Genomic DNA, 2,360 nt, shown 5'->3' with positions numbered 1-2,360 from the left:
CACGAATTCATCCAGCCCGACCCCCACCGCCGGTGAATAAAACTCTTTTCAGAATTAAGGGTTTTAATCTTTCCCCGGGATCCTTATAATGGAAAAAGGTCCCGGGAGAGGAAAAAGGAGATGAAAAGGCTCCTGGCTATTTTAGTGGTAGTAAGTCTTCTGCTAAGCGGAACAGCTTACGGAGGAAAGAGGGGAGGAATAACCAACGAGATGATTTACGCCAAGCTCCTGGAAATAGAAAAGAGGCAGGCGGTGCTTGAGGCCCAGTTTCGGGAGTTCAAGGAATCGGTGGACAAACGCTTTGAAGAGGTAAACAAGCGCTTCGAACAGGTGGATAAGCGCTTTGAGGAGCTTCGGGGGGACATGAACGCGCGGTTTGACCAGCTTTACACCTTCCTCTGGATCATAACCGCCATCTTTACCGCTCTGGTGGTGGCGGTCATAGGCTTCGCCTACTGGGATAGACGGACCATTATAAGAAGGGCCCGCGAAGAAACGATAGAGGAAGTGGAACGGCTTTACGAGGTAAGTCGGCTGAGGGAATTACTTAAGGCCCTGCGCGAGCTGGCCCGGGAGGACCGGAGGCTGGCGGAGGTATTGCGGAATTTCGGTCTGCTTTAGGGGAAGGGCTGCACGTGAAAATCCTTGCCTTTCAGGGGAGTCCGCGTTTCGGAGGGAACACCGATCTTCTGCTTTCGGCCTTCCTGCGGGAAGCCGAAGCAGCTGGAGCTGAGGTGCGCCGCTACGATCTTTACCGCATGAACTTTCAGGGCTGCATCGAGTGCGGAGGCTGTGATCGCACCGGGGAATGCGTGCTTGAGGACGATCTCGCCCCGGTTTATGCGGAGATCCTTTCCGCACGGGTGATCGTTCTGGCCTCGCCCATCTTTTTTTACAATATCACGGCCCAAACCCAGGCCTTAGTGGAGCGCTCCCAGGCTCTCTGGGTACGAAAGTATGTGCTGAAGAACCTTCCGGAAGGGGAACGTTACGGGATCTTTCTTTCCCTCGGGGCCACCAAGGGGAAAAAGCTCTTTGAGGGGGTGCAGCGGGTGGTGCGGTATTTCTTTGACGCCGTGGGGGTCCGCTATGAGGGCGGGCTTTTTTATCGCGGCGTGGAAAAGAGAGGGGCCATCCGCGAACACCCCACGGCCCTTGCCGAGGCCGAGGCCCTGGGAAGGGCCATCGCTCGGGGGGAGCCTCCCGAAAAATGGCCTCTAACCCGCGATCCCGCGCCTTAAATCTTCTCCCCGCGCAAAAATTCCCGGAAGACTACCTCGGCGTTCTCTAAGGCGCAGAGTTCCCCGCACATGGAGCAGCGTTTGCCGTGAACGGAACGCCTCTCCTCCACGAAACGCCGGGCCTCCTCGGGAAAAAGGAGATGCCTTAGGTGCTCGGCCCAGTTGAGATCCCGCCGGGCCTTGCTCACCCGTTTGTCCCGGAGATCGGCTCTTCCCCTGAGCTTTACCGTATCTCCGATATGGGCCGCAAGGCGTGCGGCCCGCACCCCGACCACCACATCCTCCTCGTTGGGAAGTCCCAGGTGTTCGGCAGGCGTCACGTAGCAGATGAGATCCGCCCCGTGCCAGGCCGAAAGGGCCGCCCCCACCGCCGCGGTGATATGATCCTGGCTGGCCCCCGCATCGCAGGGGAGGGGGCCGAGCATGTAGTGCGGGGCCCCACCGCTCATCTTCTTAGCCAGGCGCACCGAAGTCTCGATCTCATCCAGCGGCACATGCCCCGGACCCTCCACTATCACCTGGCAGCCGGCCGCACGCGCCCTTTCGGCAAGCTCGCAGTTTATGAGAAGCTCGGCCACCTGGGCCCGATCCAGCGAATCGTGTATGGCCCCGGCCCGCATTCCGTTTCCCAGGGAAAGCACGGTATCGTATTTCTTGAGGATTCCCACCAGACGGTCAAACTCCTCATAAAGGGGGTTCTCCTTTCGGTTTTTCACCATCCACTGGGCCATAAGGGAACCGCCCTTGGAGACCAGCCCCCCGTAGCGGTAGCCCTGGGCTTTAAGGCGCTCCAGGGTGAAGAGATTAATCCCGCAGTGGATGGCCATAAAGGCGATTCCGTCCGCACACTGGCGCTCGATGAGCTCAAAAAGATATTCCGGATCGAGCCTCGCCGGATCGCCGTGTTCCCGCATGGTGTCGCAGAAGGCCTGGTAAAGGGGCACGTTTCCCACCGGCAGGCTCACCGTGGCGATGATCTCGCGCCGGATCTGGTCAATATCTCCTGCGGCCGAAAGCTCCATCAGGGTGTCGGCTCCGGCCTCCTCCGCAAGCCGGGCCTTGCGTTTCTCAAGCTCCAGATCACAGAGATCGCTTGAGGTGCCGATGGAGGCGTTGACC

The 2,360-nt window shown here is 59.1% G+C and carries 3 protein-coding genes; 2 read left to right on the top strand and 1 reads right to left on the bottom strand.

The features are described from left to right. The first annotated feature begins 120 nt into the window (after nucleotides 1-120). Both F8J34_RS00715 and F8J34_RS00710 read left to right on the top strand, forming a co-directional pair. Nucleotides 121-621: a hypothetical protein gene (locus tag F8J34_RS00715; RefSeq protein WP_297055348.1), complete on the top strand. Its 501-nt coding sequence runs from the start codon at nucleotides 121-123 to the stop codon at nucleotides 619-621. A 14-nt stretch (nucleotides 622-635) separates the two neighbouring features. Beyond that, nucleotides 636-1,241 carry a flavodoxin family protein gene (locus tag F8J34_RS00710; protein ID WP_297055346.1) on the top strand — a complete coding sequence of 202 codons (606 nt, stop codon included), beginning with the start codon at nucleotides 636-638 and terminating at the stop codon, nucleotides 1,239-1,241. Here the strand turns inward: F8J34_RS00710 and thiC are convergent. After that, a partial coding sequence (gene thiC / locus F8J34_RS00705) for a phosphomethylpyrimidine synthase ThiC (protein WP_297055344.1) occupies nucleotides 1,238-2,360 on the bottom strand: 1,123 nt, incomplete at its 5' end. The two genes, F8J34_RS00710 and thiC, sit on opposite strands and share 4 nt — an antisense overlap.

Origin of the sequence: Thermosulfurimonas sp. (genome assembly GCF_015491435.1) — a bacterium.
GTDB lineage: Bacteria > Desulfobacterota > Thermodesulfobacteria > Thermodesulfobacteriales > Thermodesulfobacteriaceae > Thermosulfurimonas_A.
Note: the sequence above shows the minus strand (reverse complement) of the source record. Positions and strands in the feature narration are given on the sequence as shown.